Raw genomic sequence first — 24,754 nt, forward strand, 5'->3', positions numbered from 1 at the left:
ACCACAGGTGTGCATGCCCTGCCGCATGGTCCTGCTGGGGCGCCCAGGGGCGGCACGGGCCCCCGCCGGGGGCAGTTCGGGATGGGGAGCGGGGGCCGTACGGGATCGGGGCGGGGGTCCTACCGGGTCAGAGCAGGGACGGCACCTGGTCGGCCGACACGGACCGCGCGGCCCGCTCCAACGCGCTGGCCAGCAGGGCCAGATCGGTCGGTCCGTTGCCCAGCTCGCGCACCGGCCTGCGGGCCGGCGGATCGCCCATCCGCTCCCACTCCAGCGGCACCACCGTGGGCCGCAGCGTCGCCGTGCGCGGGATGCGCCCGGTCACCCGGCCCGCCTGGAAGGCGGTGGCCCGCCCGTCGGGCGAGCGCAGCTCGCCCCGCCCGGGCGCGGGCTCCTCGGGGCCGGCCACCACCGCGTCCAGCGCCACCCGCAGCGACGCCCGCTGGCCGAGCTCGGTCTCCAGGACCCGCTCGCTGCGCGCCGTCGCCGCCACCAGGTGCACCCCCAGCCGCTCGCCCTCCCGGGCCACGGCCTCCAGCGCCCGTACGACGGAACCGGCGGCGGGCCGCCCGGGGGACCCGAGCGCGGGCGAGAGCAGCGCGTCGAAGTCGTCGACCAGCACCACGAGCCGGGGCAGCGGCGGCCCCGGGTCCACCCGCTCGCGCGCGGCGGCGGGCCGCAGCCGCATCGTGGACGTCGTCGACGGAGCGTCGAGGTCGCCGTCCGAGACCTGCGCGGGAAGCACGGCGCCACCGGCCGGCGGACCGCCGTCCGCACCGCCGGACGCCCCGGCACCGGGGCTCCCGCCGGTCCCCGCCTGGCCGGACCGCTGCGCGACCATCCGCCCGGACACCTCGCGCCGGGTGTGCCACTCGGCGAAGCCGAGCCTGCCGAGCAGCTCGGCCCTGCGCTTGAGCTCCGCGGCGAGGGACTGCGCGAACTCCCGCATGCGCACCGGGTCGTTGGCCGCCAGGTGCGTGGTGACGTGCGGCAGGTCCGTACAGACGCCGAGGCCGGTGCCCTGCCGGGCGGCGGAGCCGCCCGCGCCGGTGGCGTCCCGCCCGTCGACCAGCACCACGCCGAGCCGGTCGGGCCGCTCGGCGGCGGCCAGCGAGGCGGCGACGGAGCGCAGCAGCTCGGTGCGCCCGCTGCCCGGGGGGCCCTCGACCAGCAGATGCGGCCCGTCGGACCCGAGGTCGGCGACGACGGGGCCGCGCGGTCCGGCGCCGAGCACCGCGAGCGCCCGGCCGCCGAGCGCCTCCGGGTCGTCGGCCGCCGCGGCCCAGCGCGCCATCAGGGACGCGGGCGTGGCCCGGGCAAGCCCCAGCTCGTCGAGGAGCCGGGCGGCCTGGGGCAGCGGAGCGGACACACGCGCGTGCCCCTCGCCCGCCGCGCCGTCCGTGCGCAGCGGTGCGAGCGCCCGGGCGAACCGCTCGGCCCAGGCCGCCGACACCGCGTCCACGGCGGCGACGGTGCCGTGCCCCGCGGGCCGCCCGCCCGCCGTCCGCATCAGCCGCAGGGCCGTCGCCACGTCACCGCTGAGCAGCGCGGCGGCGCCGCACGCGCGGAAGGCGGGGGTGACCGAGCAGGCCGCCTCGTAGGTGTCGAGGACCGGGGAGGCGGGCGAGGCGGCCACCGTCTCGGCCAGGCACACCACATGGATCCCGGCCCGCGCGCCCTCGCCGGCCAGCCGGACGGTGGCCTCGCGCAGCCCGGCGGAACCGGGGTCGCCGTCGACGACGACGACCGTGCGGGCACCGGCCCCGGGGCCGTCCGCACGGTCCGGGACGCCCGGCGCGAACGGGTCGGCGGGTGCGTACGCGGCGGCGTCGGCGATGCGGTCGTCCAGGCGGCGGATCAGCTCGTCGGTGCGCGCGGCCGCCTGGTCCCGGTCGTAGGCGAGCAGGAGACGGCAGTCCTGGCCGTGGGTGGGCCGCAGATGGGGCAGCCAGCCGAGCCAGGCCCACTCCGCGGTGCGCTCGGCCACCGGGCGGGCGCGGTCCGTGCTGATCAGCACGATCTCCAGGGTGTCGGGGGAGTGCAGCGCGGCGAGCTGGGCGACGACGGCCCTGGCCAGGCCGGTCAGCCGCGCCCGGGGTCCGGCGAGGCCCAGTGACCCGGCCTCCCGCAGGCTCACCGTGACGGGCACGGCGGGCAGCAGCGCCTCCGAGCCGTCCGCGGCGGGCAGTGCCCGGTCGACCGTGCCGAGCCGCACCGCGAGAGCCTCGGGGTGGCCGGGGCCGCGCTCCCAGAGGCGCGGGCCGGGGCCGAGCGCCGTGAGCAGCAGGGCGGCGGGATCCGGCCACGCCTCGGGCGTGCGCGCGGCGGCGGCCACGGCGAGCTCCTCCGGCGAGGGCTCCAGGGGGGCTTGCCCGCCGTCGCCGCCGTACCCGCCGTCCGCGAACGGGGCGGGGCCACCGGTGTGCCCGTCATAGGGGACGTGATCGTCCGGCCCTTCGTGCCCCGCGGGGTCCTGGCCGCCGTCCCGGCCGCCGGTCAGGCGCCTGGCCCAGGCGGAGAGGCCGCCGCGCCTGCGCAGGTTCTGGGGCACGGTCGTGCCGCGTGCGGGGGTGCCGGTGCGGGTCCGCTCGGCGTAGGGCGCGCCGCCCTGCGGGGGCACGACGGAGGTGTCGACGGGCGGCGGGGCGCCGAACGCGCCGGGGGTGTCGAGGGCGGGCGACGGCCGGTTCTCGTACGTGCCCTGCGGGCCGTACGCCCCGGTGCCGCCGGTGCCGCCCGCGGCGCCCCAGCCCGCGGGGCCGTACGCGTGGTGAGTGCCCTCGGGGCCCGGCGCGGCGTCGCCCAGGGTGGGCGGCGGGGCCGGGGCGGGGCGCACGCGCACGTGGCCCTCGCCGTCCGGGGCGGTGGTGAGCGGGCCGCGCGGGCCGTACGCCCCGGCGCCGCCGGTGCCGCCCCCGCCGTCCGTCAGGCGCAGCGCGGACTCGCCGATGCGCAGCAGGGAGCCGGGGGACAGGCGCACCGGGCGGTCGGTGATCTCCCTGCCGTCCACCGCCGTGCCGTTCGTCGAGCCGAGGTCGGTGACCGTGACCCGGCCGTCCTGGGCGAGGGTGACCGAGCAGTGCAGCCGGGAGACGTCCGGGTCGTCCAGCGCGACGTCCGCGTCGGCGGAGCGGCCGACGCGGATCTGGCCGCCGTGCAGCAGGTGGACGCCGCCCGCGTCCGGTCCGGCGACCACGTGCAGTTGGGCGGGCGCCCCCGCGGGTTCGGGTCCTGGCTCGGCGGGGGCGCCCAGCGAGAGCACCGCGCCGTCGATCAAGGGGGGCTCGCCGAGCGTGCAGCGCTGGGCGTCCAGGCGCTCGGGGCCCGCGTACAGCACGAGGGGGGTGTCGGTGCCGGCCACGGCCGTGGCGAGGCCCGAGGCCACCGCGGCGAGCGCGGTCCCGGCCGGGGCGGTGACCAGGACGTCACAGGGGCCGTGCGCCCCCGCCGCCACCGGGCGGCCTTGCTGCTCGGTCTGGCCGCTGCGCGGCCCGAGGACGGTCAGCCGGATCTGCATCGCCGTCAGCGGTCCCTTCTGCGCTGGGCGCCCGGTACGGGGACACGCGCTGTGATTCCCCCCACCGCACACGGGCACGTCGGCCAGTACAGGAGGCATCCTCGCACCTGCCACCGACAACACGCCCGGCGGCCACCCGTAAGTGATCTTGATTGGTCGGCTCTGCTCACAAAAGTGCCTGCTTGGACCGTTGCGGATATCTGCGGGAGATATCCGGGGAAGGTCAATTCCGGACCACTCGGCAACCAACGGCCACGGGAGAGCGTCTTTCCACCGAACAGCGATCCGGATCGCCCCGGAAAGACCACCGGAGAGACCCCGGAGAGAAAAGGCCGGGCGGAATCCGACCGGCCGGCGCCGCTTTCGGCGGCACTACAGTGGGTCGGAACACCTTCGGACAGACCCCCGGACAGGACCAGCGTCCGGACGGGACCAGCCAGACCAGCAGGGAGCGCATGACGTGCGGCCGGTAGGCAGCAAGTACCTGCTCGAGGAGCCGCTCGGGCGCGGCGCCACGGGCACCGTCTGGCGAGCCCGCCAGCGGGAGACCGCGGGTGCCGAGGCGGCCGTTCCCGGCCAGCCCGGCGAGACCGTCGCGATCAAGGTCCTCAAGGAAGAGCTCGCCAACGACGCGGACGTCGTGATGCGGTTCCTCAGAGAGCGGTCCGTCCTGCTCAGGCTCACGCACGAGAACATCGTCCGCACGCGTGACCTGGTCGTCGAGGGCGACCTCCTGGCCCTGGTCATGGACCTGGTCGACGGCCCCGACCTGCACCGCTACCTGCGCGAGAACGGCCCGTTCACGCCGGTCGCGGCGGCCCTGCTGACCGCGCAGATCGCCGACGCGCTCGCCGCGAGCCACGCCGACGGCGTGGTGCACCGCGACCTGAAGCCGGCGAACGTCCTGCTCAAGCAGGACGAGGGGGGCATGCACCCGATGCTCACCGACTTCGGCATCGCCCGCCTCGCCGACTCCCCGGGCCTGACCCGCACCCACGAGTTCGTCGGCACGCCCGCGTACGTGGCGCCGGAGTCCGCCGAGGGCCGTCCGCAGACCAGCGCCGTGGACATCTACGGCGCGGGCATCCTGCTGTACGAGCTGGTCACCGGGCGCCCGCCGTTCTCCGGCGGCTCCGCCCTGGAGGTCCTGCACCAGCACCTGAGCGCCGAGCCGCGCCGCCCCTCGACGGTCCCCGACCCGCTGTGGACGGTCATCGAGCGCTGCCTCGACAAGAACCCGGACCGCCGCCCCAGCGCCGAGAACCTCGCCCGCGGCCTGCGCGCCGTCGCCGAGGGCGTCGGCGTGCATTCCAGCCCGGCGCAGATCGCCGCCGCGGAGGGCGTGGGCGCGCTGCTCATGCCGGACCCCTCGCCGGCCCCCGTCCCGGACACCCCGGGCGCGGCCGACCCGAACGCGGCGACCAGCGTCCTGCCGAACACCGCGGGCCCGTACGACCCGAACGCCGCGACCAGCGTCCTGCCGAACACCGGCGGACCGGGCCACGGCGACGCGGACCCGACCTCCGTCCTGCCGCACGGCCGCGGCGCCGCGGACCCCACCGCGGTCATGCCGCCGGTCCCGCCGAACGGCCCGGGCGGGGACCCGAACGACCCGCACCCCTGGCAGAGCCAGATGGCCGCGGCCCGCGACCGCAACGAACAGACCCAGTACCAGGCGCACCTGGACCCGAACGACGACCCGCTGCGCCGCCGCCCCCAGCGCCAGGTGGCGCGCCCCCAGCAGCAGCCGCCGCCGCAGCAGCGCCCCCAGCAGTATGCGCCGCAGCAGCCGCGCGGCCGGCGCCAGCCGCAGCAGCAGCAGTACGCGCCGCAACAGCAGCAGTACCAGCCCCAGCACCAGCCCCAGCACCAGCCCCAGCAGTACGCCGCGCCCCCGCAGGCGCCGCCGCCCCAGCAGCCCGCGCCGCGTCCCGCACGCGAGCCCCGCGAGCCGCGCAGGCGCAGCGCCAACCCGATGAAGATCCCGGGCCTCGGCTGCCTCAAGGGCTGCCTGTTCACCCTCCTGATCCTCTTCGTGGCGAGCTGGCTGGTGTGGGAGTTCAGCCCGCTCCAGGACTGGATCGGCACGACGAAGAGCTTCTGGGGCCAGCTCGGCGACGGGTACGACAAGGTCAGCGACTGGGTCGGGAAGATCAACGGCAACTGACGGGCGGCAATCCCCGGGTCACTCCGGGGATTTGTCGACATCTGCAGAGTGATTTCCGCTCCCGGAGTGAAGGTTGGCGGCAAGGCCGCGTAGTTTTGTCGCCAACACGCATCCGTAGGAGCAGTCTTGACGCGCAAGATCGGCAGCCGGTACACCGCCCACCAGATCCTGGGCCGTGGCAGCGCCGGCACGGTGTGGCTCGGCGAGGGCCCCGAGGGGCCCGTCGCCATCAAGCTGCTGCGCGAGGACCTGGCGTCCGACCAGGAACTCGTCGGCCGCTTCGTCCAGGAGCGCACGGCGCTGCTCAGCCTCGACCACGCGCGCGTGGTCGGCGTCCACGACCTGGTGGTCGACGGCAACGACCTGGCGCTCGTCATGGACCTCGTGCGCGGCACGGACCTGCGCACCCGCCTGGAGCGCGAGCGCCGGATGGCACCCGAGGCCGCCGTCGCCATCGTCGCGGACGTCGCCGACGGCCTGGCCGCCGCGCACGCCGCGGGCATCGTGCACCGCGACGTGAAGCCGGAGAACGTCCTCCTGGACATGCAGGGCCCCCTCGGCCCCGGCGGCGCGCACCCCGCCCTCCTCACGGACTTCGGCGTCGCCAAGCTGATCGACTCCCCGCGCCGCACCCGCGCGACGAAGATCATCGGTACCCCCGACTACCTCGCCCCCGAGATCATCGAGGGCCTGCCGCCCCGCGCCGCCGTCGACATCTACGCCCTGGCGACGGTCCTCTACGAGCTCCTCGCCGGTTTCACCCCCTTCGGCGGCGGCCACCCCGGCGCGATCCTGCGCCGCCACGTCACCGAGACCGTGGTCCCCCTGCCCGGCATCCCCGAGGAGCTCTGGCAGCTCCTCGTCCAGTGCCTGGCCAAGGCGCCCGCCTCCCGGCTGCGCGCCTCCGAGCTCGCCGCGCGGCTGCGCGAGCTGCTGCCGCTGGTCGCGGGCATGCCCCCGCTGGACGTCGACGAGCCGGACAGCGAGCCCGCGCAGGCCGACGAGGCGTACGAGGACACCGCCCCCGAGCCGCGCGAGGCCGCTCCCCGGCGGGGCGCGGTCCCGCTGGTGCCCGGCTCGGCGTCCGCCGACTCCAACCGGGACACCCACACCTCGATGCGGGTGCCGGGCCCCGACGAGCTGGCCGGCGGGGCGCGCGGCACGGCCCGCGCGCCGCGCGCGTCCGGCGCGGCCCGCCCCGGCTCGGCCAAGCACCGGGCATCGGCCCGGCGGCGCCGGATCACGCTCGGGGTGGCGGGCGCGGTGCTGGTCGCCGCGGCGGGCATCGGCACCTGGGCGGCCACGAGCGGCGACGACGGGGACGCCCCCGCGCCCGACAGCGGCACCTCCGCCCCCGAGACCCCCTAGCCCGGGGCCCGTGGCGGGGCCCCCGCGCGCCCGCGGCCCCCGGCCCGGACAGCGTCGCTTGCCGCAGCCGTTAGGCTGGAGTCGTGGCAGTCGTCGATGTATCCGAAGAGCTCAAGTCCCTCTCCTCGACCATGGAGTCGATCGAGGCCGTCCTGGACCTCGACAAGCTGAGGGCCGATATCGCCGTGCTCGAGGAGCAGGCGGCCGCGCCGTCCCTGTGGGACGACCCCGAGGCGGCGCAGAAGATCACCAGCAAGCTGAGCCACCTCCAGGCGGAGGTGCGGAAGGCCGAGGCGCTGCGCGGGCGCATCGACGACCTCGGCGTGCTCTTCGAGATGGCCGAGGAGGAGGACGACCCGGACACCCGTGCCGAGGCCGAGTCCGAGCTCGCCGCCGTCAAGAAGGCGCTGGACGAGATGGAGGTCAGGACCCTCCTCTCCGGTGAGTACGACGCCCGTGAGGCCGTCGTCACCATCCGCGCGGAGGCCGGCGGCGTGGACGCCTCCGACTTCGCCGAGAAGCTCCAGCGCATGTACCTGCGCTGGGCCGAGCGCCACGGCTACAAGACCGAGCTCTACGAGACGTCGTACGCGGAAGAGGCCGGCATCAAGTCGACCACCTTCTCCGTCCAGTCCCCGTACGCGTACGGCACGCTCTCCGTCGAGCAGGGCACCCACCGCCTCGTGCGCATCTCGCCCTTCGACAACCAGGGCCGCCGCCAGACGTCCTTCGCCGGTGTCGAGATCCTCCCGGTCGTCGAGCAGACCGACCACATCGAGATCGACGAGAGCGAGCTGCGCGTCGACGTGTACCGCTCCTCGGGCCCCGGCGGCCAGGGCGTCAACACCACGGACTCCGCGGTGCGCCTGACCCACCTGCCGACCGGCATCGTCGTCTCCTGCCAGAACGAGCGCTCGCAGATCCAGAACAAGGCGACCGCGATGAACGTCCTCCAGGCCAAGCTCCTCGAGCGCCGCCGCCAGGAGGAGCAGGAGAAGATGAACGCCCTCAAGGGCGACGGCGGAAACTCCTGGGGCAACCAGATGCGCTCCTACGTCCTGCACCCGTACCAGATGGTCAAGGACCTGCGGACGGAGTTCGAGGTCGGCAATCCGGAGTCCGTGTTCAACGGCGAGATCGACGGTTTCCTGGAAGCCGGAATTCGCTGGCGCAAGCAGCAGGAGAAGTAAAAGCCGGTCGCAGCGACCGGAAACGGCTTTATCGACAAGGCAACTGCCGCCAAATGGGCGGCAGTTGCCTTTTTCGTCACAGTCACATCTCCGTACGCCGGGCAACTGCCCCAATAACGGACATCGCGCGCGCAACGACCTTGACGCTGCTGTGAAAAGTAGAAAGGCTGGCGCGCGGCATGCGTATTACTGGGGCGCATGGGATCTGTGGGGGCTGATCGCATCGCCCCCCGGCGAGCGCAGCCCCGGACGCTGCCTCACTGACGATTCAGCTACTGGGGGTAGCAACCAGATGACCAAGAAGACGCGGATCCGTGTCGCGCGGATAGCCGCCGGCGCCGTGATCGCCGCGGGTGCCTCGCTGACCGCCGCGGGTGCCGCATCCGCCCTCGACGTCGGTGTCGACCTCGGCGGTGCGAGCGCCGGTGCGCACGCCGACGACAGCGGCGTCGGTGTCGACGTGGACGTGCCCGGCCCCGGCGCGGAGGAGCCCGACGCGGACGACCCGACGATTCCGGGCCCCGAGGACCCGGAGGAGCCCACCGAGGAGCCGACCGAGCCCACCGAGGAGCCCACGGAGCCGACCGAGGAGCCGACGGAGCCCACCGAGGACCCGACGGACCCGACCGACCCCACCGAGGACCCGACCGACCCGCCCACCTCCGACCCGGGCGGCCCCGGCAACGGGAACGGCGGCGCCACCGGCGGCAACGACACCAACCCCGACGGCGGGGCCGCCCCGGCCGCGCAGGGCAAGGGCAAGGACAGCCTGTCCGACACCGGCTCCAAGCCGGTCCAGCAGGGCGGCAACACGGCGGACAAGGGCGGCGAGCTCGCCGAGACCGGTGCCACCGAGACCACGTTCCTGCTGGTCGGCGCCGCGACGATGATCGCCGGCGGTATCGGCTTCCGCCTCCTGCCGCGCCTCGTCGGCAACCGCGGCGCCGCTGCCTGACCGACGGTGGCACCGGTGCGGCGGCGCCGGTGACCCGTCCGCGGCCCGTGCGACGTGACAGCCGAAGGGCCCGGAGCTTCCCGAAGCTCCGGGCCCTTCCGCGTGTCGCCGTGTCGCCGCGCCCTCCGCCGGCGGTGACGCGCCGTGCGCCCGCCGTCGCGCGCGGTGCCGGTGGGGTACTGCGCCGGAAATTCCTACGCGGTCTGGTGCGCCAGCAGCGCGACCGCCGCGATCAGCACCACGAGCAGCGCTATCAGTGCCGCGGGGTTGAGCCCCGCGAAGGGGCCCTCCTGCTGCATGCGCGCGCGATGGGCCCGGCACACGGGGCAACGGCCTTCGCTCACGGGCGCTGCGCAGTTCGCGCATACCAACCGGTCCAGGGTCATGCGCTTCTCCTCCCGCACAGTCTCAGCCTGCCCAACGCTGGGGGGAACCCAATCGTTCCCCCTACCACTGTGCCAGCTTCCGCGGATTTCGGCGCGGCCCGCCGCCCGTCGACGGATTCCGACCGTTCCGAACCCCCACACTTCCGTGACAATTCGCGCAACTCAGGACGCCGACTGCGCTCGCGTACCGCCTTCGCGTATGGTCACGCTCACCTACCCCCGGCAACCCGTGGTGCATCCGTGATCCGATTCGACAACGTCTCCAAGGCCTACCCGAAGCAGACCCGCCCCGCGCTCAGGGACGTCTCCCTCGAGATCGAGAAGGGCGAGTTCGTCTTCCTGGTGGGCTCCTCCGGCTCCGGAAAGTCCACTTTCCTGCGGCTCGTCCTGCGTGAGGAGCGCACCAGCCACGGCCAGGTGCACGTCCTCGGCAAGGACCTCGCGCGCCTGTCCAACTGGAAGGTGCCGCACATGCGCCGCCAGCTGGGCACCGTCTTCCAGGACTTCCGGCTCCTGCCCAACAAGACCGTCGGCGAGAACGTCGCCTTCGCGCAGGAGGTCATCGGCAAGTCGCGCGGCGAGATCCGCAAGTCCGTGCCCCAGGTCCTGGATCTCGTGGGCCTCGGCGGCAAGGAGGACCGGATGCCCGGCGAGCTCTCCGGCGGTGAGCAGCAACGCGTCGCGATCGCGCGCGCGTTCGTCAACCGCCCCAAGCTCCTCATCGCCGACGAGCCGACCGGCAACCTCGACCCGCAGACGTCCGTCGGCATCATGAAGCTGCTCGACCGGATCAACCGGACCGGCACCACCGTCGTGATGGCCACCCACGACCAGCAGATCGTGGACCAGATGCGCAAGCGGGTCATCGAGCTGGAGAAGGGCCGTCTCGTCCGCGACCAGTCGCGCGGCGTGTACGGCTACCAGCACTGACGGACCCGTCTCGCTCGTACCGTCTGATCCACCTGATCCACTGAAAGGCCGCCATGCGCGCCCAGTTCGTCCTGTCGGAGATCGGCGTCGGTCTCCGCCGCAATCTCACGATGACCTTCGCGGTCATCGTCTCCGTAGCGCTCTCGCTCGCCCTGTTCGGCGGCTCGCTGCTCATGCGTGACCAGGTGAGCACCATGAAGGGCTACTGGTACGACAAGGTCAACGTCTCGATCTTCCTGTGCAACAAGGCCGATGCCGAGCAGGACCCCAAGTGCGCCAAGGGCGCCGTCACGAACGAGCAGAAGGACCAGATCCTCGGCGATCTGAAGAAGATGCCCGTCGTGGACAAGGTCGCCCACGAGTCGGCGGACGAGGCGTACAAGCACTACAAGGAGCAGTTCGGCGACTCGCCGCTGTCCAGCTCCCTGACGCCGGACCAGATGCAGGAGTCGTACCGCATCAAGCTGAAGGACCCGGAGAAGTACCAGGTGGTCGCGACCGCCTTCTCCGGCCGGGACGGCGTGCAGTCCGTGCAGGACCAGAAGGGCTATCTGGACAACCTCTTCGGGCTGCTCAACGGCATGAACTGGGCGGCCGTCGCCGTGATGGCGCTCATGCTCGTCGTCGCGCTGATGCTGATCGTCAACACCGTGCGCGTCTCGGCGTTCAGCCGCAGGCGCGAGACGGGCATCATGCGGCTCGTCGGCGCCTCCAGCTTCTACATCCAGATGCCGTTCATCATGGAGGCCGCCGTCGCCGGCCTGATCGGCGGAGGCGTCGCCTGCGGGATGCTCCTGATCGGCCGGTACTTCATGATCGACCACGGTCTCGAGCTCTCCGAGAAGATCAACCTGATCAACTTCATCGGCTGGGACGCGGTCCTCGCCAAGCTCCCGCTGGTCCTCGCGATCGGCCTGCTGATGCCCGCGCTTGCCGCGTTCTTCGCGTTGCGCAAGTACCTGAAGGTGTGACAAGAGCCCCCAGCGTGTCAGGGCGTCGTACGGTTCAACCCGCCGTACGACGCCCTTCGTTGTCCTAGACTCACCGTCATGTCAGGCCTCGACCGGTTCGCCGACCGGTTCTCCCGGCCCCGCCGCATCCGCCGCGGGGCGACCCTGACATTGGTCTTCGCGAGCGTCCTGGCCACCGGAGCCGCCACCGGCTCCTGGAGCGACGCGGCCGACGACGGCCGAAAGACCCCTCCTCCGCCGGTACGGTCCGACGCCGTCCTGCCGGCGGGCCGCGACGCCGACACGGCCGAGGAGGCCGCCGACGCCGCCGCCGAGGCGATGGCCGACGGCAAGTCCGGCAAGAAGGCCGCCGAGGAGGCCGTCAGCCGCAGCGGGGACCGCTGGGGCTCGGTGTACTCGCCCGGGGAGTACCAGGAATTCGAGAAGGCCCTCGGCGGCGGCTACACCGGTGTCGGCCTGTGGGCCCGGCGCACGGCCGACGGCCGCCTGGAGATCTCCCGCGTCCAGCGGGACGGGCCCGCCGGCCGGGCCGGTCTGCGCGAGGGCGACCGGCTGCGCTCCGTGGACGGCGAGCGGGTCACGGGCCGGCCCGTCACGGACGTCCTCGCCCTGCTGCGCGGCGACCGCGCGGGCACCCCGGTGGTGCTCGGCCTGGAGCGTGCCGGGCGCACCTGGCGCGAGACGCTGCACCGGGCGCACCTGTCCACGGACCCCGTCACCGTCACCGAGCTGCCCGACGGCGCCGTCATGATCAAGGTGGCCGCCTTCACCAAGGGCTCCGGAGCCGCCGTGCGGGCCGCGGTGCGCACCGCGCCCGAGGGCGCCGGGATCATGCTCGACCTGCGCGGGAACTCCGGCGGCCTGGTCTCGGAGGCGGTCACCGCCGCGTCCGGCCTGGTCGACGGCGGCCTCGTCGCCACGTACGACGTCCGGGGCGAGCAAAAGGCGCTGCACGCCGAGCGGGGCGGCGACACGGACCGGCCCGTGGTCGCGCTCGTCGACGGCGGCACGATGAGCGCGGCCGAGCTCCTCACCGGCGCCCTGCAGGACCGCGGCCGCGCGGTCGTGGTGGGCTCGCGGACGTTCGGCAAGGGCTCGGTCCAGATGCCGAGCCGGCTGCCGGACGGTTCCGTCGCCGAGCTGACCGTCGGCCACTACCGCACCCCGTCGGGGCGGGCCGTCGACGGGCGGGGCATCCGCCCGGACCTGGAGGCCGAGCACGGGGCCGAGGAGCGGGCCGAGACAGTATTGACTGGCCTCGGACCCCCCTCGTAGTGCGAAAATGACCGCACTATGGCGAAGGAAAAGGTAAAGCGCAAGGCCGCGAAGGCCGCCGAGAAGGCACCCGCCCGGAAGATGATCGCGCAGAACAAGAAGGCGCGGCACGACTACCACATCCTGGACACCTACGAGTGCGGCCTGGTGCTGATGGGCACCGAGGTCAAGTCGCTGCGGATGGGCCGGGCGTCCCTGGTCGACGGCTTCGTGCACATCGACCGCGGCGAGGCGTGGCTGCACAACATCCACGTCCCCGAGTACGTCCAGGGCACCTGGACCAACCACTCCGCCACCCGCAAGCGCAAGCTGCTGCTGCACCGGGCGGAGATCGACAAGCTGGACTCGAAGTCGCAGGAGACGGGTCACACGATCGTGCCCCTCGCGCTGTACTTCAAGGACAGCCGGGTCAAGGTCGAGATCGCCCTGGCCAAGGGAAAGAAGGAGTACGACAAGCGGCAGACGCTCCGCGAGAAGCAGGACACGCGCGAGACCAACCGCGCCATCTCGTCGGCGCGCCGGCGCCAGGGCATCGGCTAGACCCCGGCGCGCGGCCCCCGCCCGTGGGGCCGCGGGAATAGGCTGGCACCGTCGTGCGTTGGTCACGTACGATGGGTCTTGCTCCGCTGATGACGGGGCGACCCGGATCGAAAGATCCGTCTTGAAAAATCAACATGGGGATGATCGGTTTCGACAGCGGATGTCGAAGCAGGGGAAGCGTGTCGAGGAAGCGGCAATGATCTCGTTAACCATATGTCGCAAAAAATAATCGCCGATACCAAGCGCGATTCCTTCGCCCTCGCTGCCTAAGTAGCGACTTGCGAAGTGTCAGCCCGGGGCTGTTCCCGACCCGGATCCTGGCATCAGCTAGGGAACTAAACTTCTAGGCCCGGTCACGGGACCTAGGAGGAAATCAAACAGTGACTGGGCCCGTCGGCGACTTGTTCGCGAGATTGCCGGGGCCGAGAAAATCGCAGCGAACTGCACACGGAGAAGCCCTGGTTCCGCACCGTTGGACGCGGGTTCGATTCCCGCCATCTCCACAATTCCCATGTGAGGCGAAAGCCCTCCGGCCCTCGGCCGGGGGGCTTTCGTCGTGTCCGCCCCGCCCGTTGGCCGTGTCCGCCCCGCCCGTTGGCCGTGTCCGCCCCGGCCGTTGTGGCGCAGCGTGTTCGCACCTCCTGGCAACTCTCCTGCACAAAGCGGGCGTTGTACCGAAAAATACGCGCGGAGGCACATCCTCCGGACGTGTGACTCGTTACTGCGGGTGAGTGGAGGTTCGCAGCAGGGCGGCACAGCGCCCGCGCTGAGCACGCAAAAGCAGGAGGCAGTCGCTTTGGATGCCACCGTCACTCTCTTCGGCTCCGTTCTCGCCTGTCTGGGCGCGCTGGGCGCGGCCGTGGTGGCGCACCTCGGAAAACGCGGTGAGAACGCGCTGACGGGTTTCTCGAACCTGACCGAGAAGCTTCAGATAGAGCGGGACAGGCTGGAGCGGCAGGTCGCCGAACGCGATGCGAAATTGGCCGAGTTGAACGCCCTGCACGTGCATGACCAGAGCGAGATCGCCCGGCTGCTCATCGACAACCAACGGCTCGGAGGCACGCCGTGATCCAGCTCGAGCGACTCCTGGCCCGCCGCTGGCGCAGCGTGTTCGTCGGCTGCGTCCTGGTCGCGCTCTGCGGTGTCGCGGTCATCCTGTGGGCCCGGATCGACGCCGGGGACCGCAGGGCCGACCGCTTCGAGGCAGAGGCGGGGCGGCGCGGCGACGCGGTGTCCACCCTGGCCCGGGACGTGCGCACCCTGCGCGCGCAGGTGAAGGCGCACGGCGACACCCCCGCGGCGCCCGACCCCGCCGACGCCGTCCCCGACCTCGGCGGCCGGGTCCGTGCGCCCGCCGGAGCACCCGGTTCGCGCGGCGCGGACGGCAAGCCGGGCGAGAAGGGCGCCCCGGGCGCCGGCGGCCTGCCGGGCGCGCGCGGTGTGCCCGGCGAACCGGGCGAGTCCGGGAAGCCCGGCCCCACGGGCGCGGCGGGCGAGGACGGCCCGAGCGGACCGGAGGGCCAGGCCGGGGCGGTCGGCCCCACGGGCCCGCCGGGCGCGCCGGGCGCGGACGGCCAGGCGGGCGCGGACGGCGCGGTGGGACCCGGCGGTCCTCCCGGACCCGTGGGCCCGGTGGGCCCCGCGGGCCCGCCCGGCGAGCGGGGCCCCAAGGGCGACCCCGGCGGAGCGGGCCCCTCCTGCCCGGACGGCTACAGCCTTCAGCAGCCCGCGGACGACCCGGACGCGCTGGTGTGCCGCAGAGCGGGCGGCGGCCCCTCGCAGCCGGCGCAGGCGCTGACCCTGCTGGCGGCGCTGGCCGGGCGGCGGTGGCGGGGGAGGCGGCGGACGTCGCAGGGGGAGCCCGTCCCGGCGGCTCCTTCCTGCTGCGCCGCTCACGGCCTGCGGCGGCCCGCGGATGAAGAGGCCGCGTCGGTGTGCCGCGGGCCGGGCGGGTGACTGGCCCGCCGCGCGCAGGCGGCCCGGCCCGGCGGTGAGCGGTGAGCGGTGAGCGGGGGGTGGTGGGCGGTGGGCGGTCCCTTCTCGCCCGGCCCGCGGACCGTGTCGACGGCCGTGCGGTCCCCGTGCGTGCGGGGGTGGTCCCAGGGCCTGGGCGGCGGCGTGATCCGGGGCCAGGTGGTCCCCGCGCCGCGCATGCGTGGGTGGTCCCAGGGCCTGGGCGGCGGCGTGATCCGGGGCCAGGTGGTCCCCGCGGGTGCGGGGTTGGTCCCGACGACGTCCCGTACGACCGCGAGAAGACCTGCCGGTCCCCGCGCACACGGGGGTGCGATCGCGTCGAGGCGGCCGGGGCGGATCGGTGGATGCGGTCCGGGGAGCGACGTGGCCGGTGTGGGGGCTGTCGTGGGGGCGTCCCGTCAGGGATGCTCCTGGCCCATGAGTAGACCCGTGAGAGCTACGAGGCCCGGGCGGCCCGCACCACGCGTCGCCCCCCGCATGCGCCGCTGGATCTGGCCCGCCGTACTCGCCGTCGCGGCGGCCGGACTCTCCGCGGGCGCCCCGGCCGGCGCGGACGGCGACCGGTCGGGGCTGCCCGAGGCCATCGACACGATCCTCGGCGACCCGCGCATGGAGGGCGGCACGGCCGGCGTCGTCGTCGCCGACGCCGCGTCCGGCGACGTCCTCTACCAGCGCGGCGCCACCGGGCGCCTGATGCCCGCCTCCAACACCAAACTGCTCACCTCGGCCGCCGCCATGGAACTCCTCGGCCCCGACCACCGCTTCACCACCGACGTCCGCACCGACGCCCCCCGGCGCGGCTCCGTGCTCCGCGGCGACCTGTACCTGCGCGGCACCGGCGACCCCACGACGCTCGCCAAGGACTACGACCGACTGGCCGCGAAGGTCGCCGACTCGGGCATCCGCCGGGTCGCCGGGCGCCTCGTCGCCGACGACACCCGCTTCGACGACCGGCGCATCGGCGACACCTGGGGCGGCGACGACGAGTCCTCGTACTACGCCGCGCAGATCAGTGCCCTGAGCGTCGCACCCGACACCGACTACGACACCGGGACCGTCATCGTCGAGGTCGAACCGGGGGCGCGGGCCGGGGCCAAGCCGCGCGTCAAGGTGACCCCGAAGACCGACTACGTGCACATCGACCTGCGCGCGAGCACCGTCGCCGCGGGCGGCGCGGACACCGTCGCCGTGGAGCGGCAGCACGGGAAGAACACCATCACCGTCAGCGGCACGGTCCCCGTCGGCGGCGACACCACCAAGGAATGGGTCACGGTCTGGGAGCCCACCCGGTACGCCGCCGCCGTCTTCCGGGACGCGCTGGCCGCGCACGGTGTACGGGTGGGCGGAGCGACCCGCGCCGGGGTGAGCACGCCCAAGGGCGCCCGGCGCCTCGCCGCGCACGACTCGATGCCGCTCAAGGACCTGATGGTCCCGTTCATGAAGCTCTCCAACAACATGCACGCCGAGAGCCTCACCAAGGCCATGGGGTACAAGGCGACCGGCAGGCCCGGGAATTGGGGCGACGGCCTCGCCGCGATCGGCGGCTACCTCAAGACCGCGGGCGTCGACCCCGGCACGATCCGCCAGGTCGACGGCTCCGGGCTCTCGCGCAAGGACAACGTGCCGCCCGGCCAGTACATCGAGCTGCTGCGCTCGGCGAAGGGCGAGCCGTGGTTCGCCGACTGGTACGCGTCGCTGCCGGTGGCCTGCGCGCCGGACAAGTTCACCGGCGGCACACTGCGCACCCGGATGTGCGGGACCCCGGCGGCCCTCAACGTCCGCGCGAAGACGGGGTCGTTGACCGGGGCGTCGGCGCTGTCCGGTTACGTCAAGGACAAGGGCGGGCGCGAACTCGTCTTCAGCATCATCCTCAACAACTACCTGCCCTCCTCGGTGAAGGCGCTGGAGGACGCGATCGTCGTCACGCTCGCCTCCTCGACGAAGGACGAGGCCGTCCTCGTCACCCCGCGTGCGACGCGCGCGGCCGGGACGGACGGCGGCGACCTGGAGTGCTCGTGGCGCAAGCCTGCGCGGTGCTGAGCAGCAGCGCGCCGCAGGCGGCGGCGACCGGCACGCCGTAACCCCAGGCGGTGCCCAGGCGCTCCACCGCCCAGCCGCCGCCCGCGGCGCCGCACGCGATGCCCCCGAGGATGCCGGTCACGGCGAGGGTCATGCCCTCGTTCAGCCGCCCCTCGGGGGTACGGTGCTGCACCAGCGTCATGCCGGTGATCATCGTCGGCGCCGTCGCCATCCCGGCGACCAGGAGGGCACCGGAGAGCGCGACGAGCGAGCCCGTGGCGACGACCGCGAGCAGCGGCAGGGTCATCAGGGCCGCCATCGCGGCGGCGCACAGCAGGTACCGGCGGTCCAGCGGCCCGCGCGGCCGGACCGCCCCGTGGACGAGGCCCGCCGCGCAGGAACCCGCGGCCTGGAGGGCGAGGATCACGCCCGCGGCCGCCTTGTGCCCCCGGTCGTCCGCGTAGGCGATCGTGACGACTTCCAGGGAGCCGAAGACGGCGCCCGTCGCGAGGAAGGCGGCCAGCAGCGGGGTCACTCCCCGCACGCGGAGCAGTGACGCGCCGCCGCCCCTCCCGTCGTCCGCGCGGTGGCCCGCACGCTTCTGCGGCGGCGGCTCCGTGCCGCGCTGCGCGGCGAAGAGGAGGACACCGGTCACCAGCAGCACCACGCCGACCAGGGTGCCCGCCTGCGGGAAGAACGTGCCGCAGAGGAATGCGGCGAGCACCGGGCCGAGCATGAAGCAGAGTTCGTCGGCGGCCTGTTCGAAGGAGTTGGCCGTGTGCACGGCCCGCTCGTCGCCCCGGAGGAGGTGCGCCCAGCGGGCCCGCGACATGCCCCCGGTGTTCGGGGTGGTCGCCGTCGCGGCGTACGCGGCGAAGAGCGTCCAGTCGGGGGCGCCGAGGCGCACGCACAGCAGCAGCGCGAGCGAGCCGAGCGCGGCGACGAGAGTGGCGGGGACGGCGACGCGGGCCTGCCCGTGCCGGTCGACGAGCCGCGCCGTCCAGGGCGCGACGACGGCGGTCGCCGCGAGGCCGGTCGCGGTGACGGCACCGGCCAGGGCGTACGAGCCGCGGGCCCCCGAGATCATGATGACGGCGCTCACGCCGAACATGCCCATGGGCAGGCGGGCGACGAGGTTGCCGACGGTGAAGGCGGCGGCGCCGGGTATCGCGAAGAGGCGGGCGTAGGGATTGCGGGGCGGACGACGGGACGAACCGGCGCGCGTGTCACTGGACATGAGGTCACCCTGGCCGGGGGTGCGCGGCGGGGTCCAACACCTGTTGGAGGCGGATTCACGCGGTTTGGATGTGGGTGGGGGTGGGGGCGGGGGCGGTAGTGGGTGCGGGGCTGGTGTGGTGGCGGTAGTGGGTGCGGGGTGCGGGCGTGGGTGCGGGGGCGTGTGCGGGCGTGGACGTGTGTGCGGCAGCGGGCTGCGGCCTGCGGGCTGCGGCTGCGGGTGTGGATGTCCGTGGAGGGTGGGGCGGAGGCGGGGGTGGGCGGTAGTTTCCTGCGATGCCCGCCGAATCCGCAGCCCGCGCCGAGCCCGTCGCCCCCGTGAACCCCCCGACGCGTCGCGACGTCGACCCCCGTCTTCTGCGTGCCTTCGTCGCCGTCGCCGAGGAGTTGCACTTCACTCGCGCGGCTGCCCGCCTCTACGTCGCTCAGCAGGCGCTGAGCCGTGATGTCCGGCGGCTCGAAAGGGAGTTGGGCACCGAGCTCTTCGTACGGTCCACCCGGCAGGTCGCGCCGACCGCCGACGGCGAGCGGCTGCTGCCGTACGCGCGGCGCGTCCTCGCGGCCCAGGACGACCTGGTCGCCGCCGCCGCGGGCGCGGCCAGGCCGCTGCTCGTCGACCTGAACAGCCCCGGCCTGGTCTTCGGGCGCATCCTGGAACGCGCCCGCGAACTCGCCCCGGACTGCGAGCTGATGGCCCGCTTCGAGAGCGGCCTCACGCACGCGGCCGCGGAGATCGCCGCCGGCCGGCTGGACGTCTCCTTCGGCCGGTTCGCGGGGCTCGACCCCGCTCTGCGGGCCGGCCTCGCCCAGCAGCCCGTGCGCTACGAGCCGATGGCGGTCCTGCTGCCGGCCGGCCACCCGCTGGCGGAGCTCGACGCGGTGCCGCTCGACGCCCTCGCGGGCGAGGCCGTCTACGCGGGCGCCGGAAACCCCCGGACGCGGGAGTGGACCGACCTCGCCCGTCATCTCTTCGAGGGACGCGGCATCGAGATCGCGCCACCCGCGCCCCTCGCCGTCGGCCCCGAGGAGTTCGAACGCCTCATGGCCAAGCATCGACATCCGGTCCTGGCGGTCGTGGACTTTCCGGCCATGCCGGGAGCCGAGCTGCGCCCGCTGATCGACCCCGTACCGCTCTCCCCGGTGTCCCTGGTGTGGCGAAAAGGCCTGATTCACCCGGGCGTTACCGCTTTGCGCGCGGCGGCCGCGGAGTGTGCTGCCGCCGAAGGATGGCTGGAGCGCCCGCCCCACGGATGGGTTCCTGCCGCAGATGCACTCATCATGATGAGTCAGAACTGACGGAGAACCACGCCCGCCACTCCGGTGCGCTACATTCATGGCCCGAGTTCAGTGTGATAGGGGGCGCTCGGACAGGGTGGGGGCCCGGTCCGGACGGCGGGCGTTCGGGATCGTGCGCGCACCCGAGTCAGTGATGTGGGGGTTGTGCGTACGCATGGAAACCTGGCGAGAAGATGCCCTACCGGGACATACCCATGATCCGAACGAGGTCACCGTTCAGATCGACGGCCTGGGGCGGCAGTTGGCGGACCTCTCCGCCGCGCCCGGCCAGCAGGGCCCGGCCGACGGACCGGTCTTCGTCGACGAGACGGGCCGCCGCGGCCGGATGTACCGCCGGGTCGGGGCCCTCGTCGGCATAGCCTGCGCGGTCTACGCGATGGTCATCGTCGGCACCCTGTTCTCGGGCAACTCCAGCGCGCCCTGGCTGCCCATGCCGGGCCCCAAGGACGACCGGCCGGCCAGCAAGGTGGACACCCCCAACCGCCCCGCGGCCCCCACCGACCCGTCCGTCACGACCGACGCCTCCGCGTCCCCGGACGCGACGGACGACGCCGGCGCCACCCCCGGGGCCGGCGGCGACGCTCCCGACCCCTCCCGCGGCGCGGTCGACGACGACCGCGAGGACACCGCGCCCGACACCGACACCGACACCGGCAGCGCGGGCGGCGGCAAGTCGAAGCCGCGTCCCGACCCCGCGGACGACGACGCCGGCCCCCGCCCGGACCCGGCCGGCGGCACGGCCGGGCCCGGCGCCGAACCCACCACGCCGACCGACCCGCCCGCCGACCCCTCCAGCAACCCTCCCGACCCCGCCACCGACGGCGGCACGGGAGCCGGGGCCGGGGGCGCCGAGGTCCCCGTCGGCTACACACCCTCCGCCGAGCGGCCCTCCTCCGACACCGTGCGGTCGTCGGGGGCCAAGAGGTCCTTCTCCGGCACCACGGCGTCCTTCCCGGGCACCAAGACGTCCTCGGAGGACGCACAGCGATGAACTCCCGCACCACCCGGGGCCGGTCCGACCGCCCCCGGGACAGTCACGCCCAGAACGGCCCCGCGCAGGGCGTCCCCCCGCGCAACGGCATCCCCGCCCAGCCCGGACCTCCGCAGCCCGGACCTGCGCAGCCCGGACCTGTGCAGGGCGGACCTCCGCAGGCCGCGCCTCCACAGCCCGGACCTGCGCAGGGCGCGTATCCGCAGGGCGGGTATGCACAGGGCGCTCCGCAGGGCGCGTATCCGCAGGGCCCCGCGCCGTACGGCCCTCCCCGGAGCATCCACCCCCAGCCCCCTCCGCCCCCGGCCCCCCGCGCCCGGAACCGTCGCGGCGGGCGGCGGCGCAAGGTGTCCGGGCCCGCGCGGCGCAGGCGGCTGCCCATGCGCTATCTGCTGCCCTCGCTGCTCCTCGTCGCGCTGCTCGCGATGCTGATGCTGCGCGGCTACGTGCACAGTGAGATCATGGCCGACCACCGCGTCCGGCCCCCCGCCCCCACCGACCACGTGCCGGAGAAGATCCTGGAGGGCGGCCCCGTCATCGACACCCGGGGCGGCCGCGAGACCACGCTCAGCGTGCCCGACCACCGGCTCGTGCTCACCTTCGACGACGGACCGGACCCGAAGTGGACGCCCCAGGTCCTCGACGTCCTCAAGGAGCACCACGCCCACGGCGTCTTCTTCGTCACCGGCACCATGGCCTCGCGCTACCCCGACCTGGTCCGGCGCATGGTCGACGAGGGCCACGAGGTCGGCCTGCACACCTTCAACCACCCCGACCTGTCCTACCAGTCGGCGAGCCGCATCGACTGGGAGCTCTCGCAGAACCAGCTCGCCCTCGCGGGCGCGGCCGGCATCCGCACCTCGCTCTTCCGCCCGCCGTACTCCTCGTTCGCCGACGCGATGGACGACAAGTCGTACCCCGTGACGAAGGCCGTCGGCAGCCGCGGCTACCTCACCGTCGTCAACAACACCGACAGCGAGGACTGGAAGCGCCCCGGTGTCGACGAGATCATCCGGCGGGCCACGCCCAAGGGCGGCGCGGGCGCCATCGTCCTCATGCACGACTCCGGCGGCGACCGCTCCCAGACCGTCGCCGCGCTCGACCGCTTCCTGCCCGGGCTGCAGAAGCAGGGCTACACCTTCGGCAACCTCACCGAGGCACTGGACGCCCCCAGCGCCCACACCGAGGTGACCGGCGTCGAGCTGTGGAAGGGCAGGGCCTGGGTCTTCCTCGTCGGCGCCTCCGAGCACATCACCGACGGCCTCGTCGTGGCGCTCGCCGTCATCGGCGTGCTCGTCTTCACCCGCTTCGGCCTGATGCTGCTCCTGTCGGCGGTGCACGCGCGCCGGGTGCGCAGACGCGGCTTCAGCTGGGGGCAGCCGATCACGGAACCGGTCTCCGTCCTCGTACCGGCGTACAACGAGGCCAAGTGCATCGAGGCGACGGTCCGTTCCCTGATGGCGAGCGACCACCCCATCGAGGTCGTCGTCATCGACGACGGCTCGTCGGACGGCACGGCGCTCATCGTCGAGGGCCTGCGCCTGCCGGGCGTCCGCGTGGTGCGCCAGCAGAACGCGGGCAAGCCCGCCGCGCTCAACCGGGGCATAGCCAACGCCCGGCACGACCTCATCGTGATGATGGACGGCGACACCGTCTTCGAGGCGTCCACCGTCCGCGAGCTCGTGCAGCCCTTCGGCGACCCGCGCGTCGGCGCCGTCGCGGGCAACGCGAAGGTGGGCAACCGGGATTCGCTCATCGGCGCCTGGCAGCACATCGAGTACGTGATGGGCTTCAACCTGGACCGCCGGATGTACGACATGCTGCGCTGCATGCCGACGATCCCGGGCGCGGTCGGCGCGTTCCGGCGCTCCGCCCTGGAGCGGGTCGGCGGCATGAGCGACGACACGCTCGCCGAGGACACCGACATCACCATGGCCCTGCACCGGGACGGCTGGCGGGTCGTGTACGCGGAGAACGCGCGCGCCTGGACCGAGGCGCCCGAGTCCGTCCAGCAGCTCTGGTCGCAGCGCTACCGCTGGTCGTACGGCACGATGCAGGCGATCTGGAAGCACCGCCGCGCGGTCGTCGAGTCGGGCCCCTCCGGCCGCTTCGGCCGGGTCGGCCTTCCGCTGGTGTCGCTGTTCATGGTCCTGGCCCCGCTGCTCGCGCCGCTCATCGACGTGTTCCTGCTGTACGGCCTGGTCTTCGGCCCCACCCAGAAGACCGTCGCCGCCTGGCTCGGCGTGCTCGCCGTGCAGGGCGTCTGCGCCGCGTACGCCTTCCGGCTGGACCGCGAACGCATGACCCATCTGATCTCGCTGCCCCTCCAGCAGATCCTCTACCGGCAGCTGATGTACGTCGTGCTGCTGCAGTCCTGGATCACCGCTCTCACCGGAGGCCGGCTGCGCTGGCAGAAGCTCCGGCGGACGGGAGTGGTGGAGGCGCCCGGTGCGATTCCGCGACAGCGGACGGGCAGCCACGAGCGGAGGCCCGTCGCATGAGTCACGGTTATGTCCCCGGTGTTCCGCAGGCGGCGGGGGCGCCGGGTACGCCCCCCGGCGCGTATCCCGTGGGAGCGCCTCCCGTGGGGCCTTCTCCCATGGGCGCGCCTCCAGTCGGGGTGTTTCCCGCGGGAGCGCCACCCGTGGACGCCGTCCCCGGCGCAGGCCCGGCGGCGCCGCCCGCCGCCCGGAAGCCGTCCGGCGGCCGCGACCGCTATCTGGACCTGCTCCGCTCCCTCGCGCTCGTCCGTGTCGTGGTCTACCACCTGTTCGGCTGGGCCTGGCTGACGATCCTGTTCCCCTCCATGGGCGTGATGTTCGCGCTCGCGGGCTCGCTGATGGCACGCTCGCTGAAGCGCCCGGCGTGGGGTGTGATCAGGGGGCGTATCCGCCGACTCCTGCCGCCCATGTGGGTGTTCGGCGCGGTGGCCCTGTGCCTGCTCTTCGCGGGCGGCTGGAACATCTCCGAGGACCCCGACCACGAGGGCACGTGGGGTCTGGTGTCGATGGCCAACTACGTCTTCCCGGTGGGGGCGCCGCCCTTCCCGTGGGAACTGGGCGACAAGGCGGGCCTCCTGGAGGAGACCTGGCCGGCCCAGGCGGCGGGCCCGCTCTGGTACATCCGCGCGTACCTGTGGTTCGTGATCGCCTCGCCGCTGCTGCTGTGGGCGTTCCGCAGGGTGCCGTGGGCGACCCTGTTCGCGCCGCTCGCGCTGACCGCGGTGGTCGGCACGGGCCTCGTCACGATCCCCGGCGAGACGGGCAACACGATCTCGGACTTCGCGGTGTACGGCAGCTGCTGGGTCCTTGGCTTCGCCCACCAGGACGGCCTGCTCGCGCAGGTGCCGCGCTATCTGGCGGTGTCGGGCTCCGCGCTGATCATGGCGTTCGGCCTGTGGTGGGCCTCGGGTCACCTGGGCCCCGACGGCTGGGACCTGAACGACATCCCTCTCGCGCAGGCCGCCTGGTCCTTCGGCTTCGTGGTCATCCTCCTCCAGTACGCGCCCTCGTGGCAGGAGTTGCCCGGCAGGCTCGCGCGGTGGGACAAGCTGGTGACGCTCTCCAACAACAGGGCCGTCACGATCTACCTCTGGCACAACTTCCTGATCATGGCGACGGTCCCGATCATCGACCAGGCGTACGACCTGCCGTTCATGGAGGACGCGCGCTGGAGCTCGGCCCTGGACACCACGTACATGCTGTGGATGACGCTCCTGGTCTGGCCGTTGATAGGGCTGATGGTGCTGGCGGTGGGCTGGGTCGAGGACCTGGCGGCGAAGCGGAGGCCGCGGCTGTGGCCGAACGGGGCGGGGTCGTCGCGGCAGGGTTCAGGGACGGGCGCGCGGGGCCGCCGGAGGCTGCGTTCCTGAGCGGGGCGCCGACGGTTTGTTTGCGTATTCAACGGTGAAGGCGGCGGGGGACCGGAGCCGTCCGGTGA

Annotated in this window: 18 protein-coding genes and 1 other RNA gene; 16 read left to right on the forward strand and 3 right to left on the reverse strand. The window is 73.7% G+C overall.

Translation table 11 applies throughout. From position 1 onward, the window contains the following. Nucleotides 1-127 precede the first annotated feature (127 nt). Nucleotides 128-3,517, reverse strand: a complete 3,390-nt coding sequence (locus ACFYXE_RS33845; RefSeq protein WP_389319228.1) for an FHA domain-containing protein — start codon at nt 3,515-3,517, stop codon at nt 128-130. A 460-nt stretch (nt 3,518-3,977) separates the two neighbouring features. Between ACFYXE_RS33845 and ACFYXE_RS33850 the strand changes: the two genes are divergently transcribed. From ACFYXE_RS33850 to ACFYXE_RS33865, 4 genes are all read left to right on the forward strand, one after another. Next, on the forward strand, nt 3,978-5,684 hold the full coding sequence (locus ACFYXE_RS33850; protein ID WP_389319230.1) for a serine/threonine-protein kinase: 1,707 nt from the start codon (nt 3,978-3,980) through the stop codon (nt 5,682-5,684). Between the two features lie 126 nt (nt 5,685-5,810). Beyond that, nucleotides 5,811-7,052 (forward strand): serine/threonine-protein kinase, encoded by a 1,242-nt coding sequence (locus ACFYXE_RS33855; protein ID WP_389319232.1) that lies wholly within the window; start codon nt 5,811-5,813, stop codon nt 7,050-7,052. 83 nt (nt 7,053-7,135) lie between these two features. Beyond that, on the forward strand, nt 7,136-8,242 hold the full coding sequence (prfB, locus tag ACFYXE_RS33860) for a peptide chain release factor 2 (RefSeq protein WP_361181105.1): 1,107 nt from the start codon (nt 7,136-7,138) through the stop codon (nt 8,240-8,242). Nucleotides 8,243-8,534: 292 nt separating this feature from the next. After that, nucleotides 8,535-9,197 (forward strand): LPXTG cell wall anchor domain-containing protein, encoded by a 663-nt coding sequence (locus ACFYXE_RS33865; RefSeq protein WP_389319235.1) that lies wholly within the window; start codon nt 8,535-8,537, stop codon nt 9,195-9,197. A gap of 194 nt (nt 9,198-9,391) precedes the next feature. Here the strand turns inward: ACFYXE_RS33865 and ACFYXE_RS33870 are convergent, their stop codons facing one another. After that, entirely contained in the window at nt 9,392-9,583 is a 192-nt protein-coding gene (locus ACFYXE_RS33870; RefSeq protein WP_361181107.1) for a hypothetical protein, read from the reverse strand. Between the two features lie 240 nt (nt 9,584-9,823). Between ACFYXE_RS33870 and ftsE the strand changes: the two genes are divergently transcribed. The 8 genes from ftsE (at nt 9,824) to dacB (ending at nt 17,313) form a co-directional block, all read left to right on the forward strand. Then, nucleotides 9,824-10,513 carry a cell division ATP-binding protein FtsE gene (ftsE, locus tag ACFYXE_RS33875; protein ID WP_055569411.1) on the forward strand — a complete coding sequence of 230 codons (690 nt, stop codon included), beginning with the start codon at nt 9,824-9,826 and terminating at the stop codon, nt 10,511-10,513. A gap of 53 nt (nt 10,514-10,566) precedes the next feature. After that, nucleotides 10,567-11,484, forward strand: coding sequence for a permease-like cell division protein FtsX (gene ftsX / locus ACFYXE_RS33880; RefSeq protein WP_389319238.1), 918 nt, complete (start codon nt 10,567-10,569; stop codon nt 11,482-11,484). A gap of 78 nt (nt 11,485-11,562) precedes the next feature. Beyond that, entirely contained in the window at nt 11,563-12,759 is a 1,197-nt protein-coding gene (locus tag ACFYXE_RS33885) for a S41 family peptidase (RefSeq protein ID WP_389319240.1), read from the forward strand. An 18-nt stretch (nt 12,760-12,777) separates the two neighbouring features. Beyond that, nucleotides 12,778-13,299 (forward strand): SsrA-binding protein SmpB, encoded by a 522-nt coding sequence (gene smpB / locus ACFYXE_RS33890; protein WP_361181109.1) that lies wholly within the window; start codon nt 12,778-12,780, stop codon nt 13,297-13,299. 136 nt (nt 13,300-13,435) lie between these two features. Beyond that, nucleotides 13,436-13,805, forward strand: a transfer-messenger RNA (tmRNA) gene (ssrA, locus tag ACFYXE_RS33895). 290 nt (nt 13,806-14,095) lie between these two features. After that, on the forward strand, nt 14,096-14,368 hold the full coding sequence (locus tag ACFYXE_RS33900) for a hypothetical protein (protein ID WP_361181110.1): 273 nt from the start codon (nt 14,096-14,098) through the stop codon (nt 14,366-14,368). Further along, entirely contained in the window at nt 14,365-15,255 is an 891-nt protein-coding gene (locus tag ACFYXE_RS33905) for a collagen-like protein (protein WP_389319243.1), read from the forward strand. Before ACFYXE_RS33900 ends, ACFYXE_RS33905 begins: the two co-directional genes overlap by 4 nt. Nucleotides 15,256-15,750: 495 nt before the next feature. Then, the gene (dacB, locus tag ACFYXE_RS33910; protein ID WP_389319386.1) at nt 15,751-17,313 is read left to right on the forward strand and encodes a D-alanyl-D-alanine carboxypeptidase/D-alanyl-D-alanine-endopeptidase; all 1,563 of its coding nucleotides are present in this window, start codon (nt 15,751-15,753) and stop codon (nt 17,311-17,313) included. On the opposite strand, the gene ACFYXE_RS33915 is transcribed toward dacB, so the two are convergent. Beyond that, a complete protein-coding gene (locus ACFYXE_RS33915; RefSeq protein ID WP_389319245.1) occupies nt 17,234-18,529 on the reverse strand; it encodes an MFS transporter in 1,296 nt (431 codons plus the stop codon). The two genes, dacB and ACFYXE_RS33915, sit on opposite strands and share 80 nt — an antisense overlap. 275 nt (nt 18,530-18,804) lie before the next feature. Between ACFYXE_RS33915 and ACFYXE_RS33920 the strand changes: the two genes are divergently transcribed. The 4 genes from ACFYXE_RS33920 to ACFYXE_RS33935 all read left to right on the forward strand — a co-directional run bounded on the left by ACFYXE_RS33920 (nt 18,805) and on the right by ACFYXE_RS33935 (nt 24,686). Beyond that, nucleotides 18,805-19,824: a LysR family transcriptional regulator gene (locus tag ACFYXE_RS33920; RefSeq protein WP_389319247.1), complete on the forward strand. Its 1,020-nt coding sequence runs from the start codon at nt 18,805-18,807 to the stop codon at nt 19,822-19,824. Between the two features lie 154 nt (nt 19,825-19,978). Further along, the gene (locus ACFYXE_RS33925; RefSeq protein ID WP_389319249.1) at nt 19,979-20,815 is read left to right on the forward strand and encodes a hypothetical protein; all 837 of its coding nucleotides are present in this window, start codon (nt 19,979-19,981) and stop codon (nt 20,813-20,815) included. Between the two features lie 380 nt (nt 20,816-21,195). After that, a complete protein-coding gene (locus tag ACFYXE_RS33930) occupies nt 21,196-23,316 on the forward strand; it encodes a glycosyltransferase (RefSeq protein WP_361178942.1) in 2,121 nt (706 codons plus the stop codon). After that, nucleotides 23,313-24,686 (forward strand): acyltransferase, encoded by a 1,374-nt coding sequence (locus ACFYXE_RS33935; RefSeq protein ID WP_389319251.1) that lies wholly within the window; start codon nt 23,313-23,315, stop codon nt 24,684-24,686. Before ACFYXE_RS33930 ends, ACFYXE_RS33935 begins: the two co-directional genes overlap by 4 nt. The last annotated feature ends 68 nt before the right edge of the window (nt 24,687-24,754 follow it).

It is taken from the genome of Streptomyces sp. NPDC002564 (genome assembly GCF_042889645.1).
GTDB lineage: Bacteria > Actinomycetota > Actinomycetes > Streptomycetales > Streptomycetaceae > Streptomyces.

Bases quoted from the DNA above. Each gene is read 5' to 3' on its own strand.
- ACFYXE_RS33885 (WP_389319240.1), top strand. From the start codon at position 11,563: ATGTCAGGCCTCGACCGGTTCGCCGACCGGTTCTCCCGGCCCCGCCGC.
- dacB (WP_389319386.1), top strand. From the start codon at position 15,751: ATGCGCCGCTGGATCTGGCCCGCCGTACTCGCCGTCGCGGCGGCCGGA.
- ftsX (WP_389319238.1), top strand. From the start codon at position 10,567: ATGCGCGCCCAGTTCGTCCTGTCGGAGATCGGCGTCGGTCTCCGCCGC.
- ACFYXE_RS33915 (WP_389319245.1), bottom strand. From the start codon at position 18,529: ATGTCCAGTGACACGCGCGCCGGTTCGTCCCGTCGTCCGCCCCGCAAT.
- ACFYXE_RS33870 (WP_361181107.1), bottom strand. From the start codon at position 9,583: ATGACCCTGGACCGGTTGGTATGCGCGAACTGCGCAGCGCCCGTGAGC.
- ACFYXE_RS33925 (WP_389319249.1), top strand. From the start codon at position 19,979: ATGGAAACCTGGCGAGAAGATGCCCTACCGGGACATACCCATGATCCG.
- ACFYXE_RS33920 (WP_389319247.1), top strand. From the start codon at position 18,805: ATGCCCGCCGAATCCGCAGCCCGCGCCGAGCCCGTCGCCCCCGTGAAC.
- ACFYXE_RS33930 (WP_361178942.1), top strand. From the start codon at position 21,196: ATGCGCTATCTGCTGCCCTCGCTGCTCCTCGTCGCGCTGCTCGCGATG.
- smpB (WP_361181109.1), top strand. From the start codon at position 12,778: ATGGCGAAGGAAAAGGTAAAGCGCAAGGCCGCGAAGGCCGCCGAGAAG.
- ACFYXE_RS33935 (WP_389319251.1), top strand. From the start codon at position 23,313: ATGAGTCACGGTTATGTCCCCGGTGTTCCGCAGGCGGCGGGGGCGCCG.
- ACFYXE_RS33865 (WP_389319235.1), top strand. From the start codon at position 8,535: ATGACCAAGAAGACGCGGATCCGTGTCGCGCGGATAGCCGCCGGCGCC.
- ACFYXE_RS33845 (WP_389319228.1), bottom strand. From the start codon at position 3,517: ATGCAGATCCGGCTGACCGTCCTCGGGCCGCGCAGCGGCCAGACCGAG.